At 40.3% G+C, this 551-nt stretch carries 1 protein-coding gene; it reads right to left on the bottom strand.

Going from position 1 to position 551, the window contains the following annotated elements; all coding sequences use genetic code 11:
• Positions 1-126: 126 nt before the first annotated feature.
• Positions 127-551: LPXTG cell wall anchor domain-containing protein (locus tag HT720_RS10065; RefSeq protein ID WP_173276070.1), on the bottom strand; the 425-nt coding region annotated here is incomplete at its 5' end.

The raw sequence follows: 551 nt of genomic DNA, 5'->3' as shown, positions 1-551 counted from the left end.
ATGAAATGTTTATGAAATACGAAAAAAGAACTAGAATTCTCACAAATGAGTGATGTTTCTAGTTCTTTTTGATTTACAAAGACTTTATGTAGGGAAAGCTACTAAGGATCAGATGAGATCCTCTATTTAAGCTTCCTCTTCATCGTCTTTTTTCTTTTTGGCAAATAGCAAACCAAATGCGCCAAGAAGAGATAGAAGTCCTAATGCACCGGTAGCACGGTCTTCTTGTGTACCAGTATTTGGCAATACTGCTTGTGGTTGAGAATCTGATGAATCAGTTTCTGAAACTTCATTCGGCAATTGAGCAGGTACTTCAACTGTTTGACTTGGTTGTCCAGCCGGTTGAGCAGCTGGCACCTCAGCAGGGGTAGCAGTATCTGGTCTACGATTTGTATCGGTAGATGGCGTAGCTGGTCCCTGTTGGCCGTCACCTGTTGGTCTAATTAGACTCACTTTTCTGAAGATGTGAGTTACAACATCACCTTTAGTTTCTGTTCTTACAAATACATAACCTTCAATTTCACCATGTTCAAATGCTTCATTCGCTTCAC

Origin of the sequence: Streptococcus sp. 68 (assembly GCF_013277415.1) — a bacterium.
Lineage (GTDB): Bacteria > Bacillota > Bacilli > Lactobacillales > Streptococcaceae > Streptococcus.
Note: the sequence above shows the minus strand (reverse complement) of the source record. Positions and strands in the feature narration are given on the sequence as shown.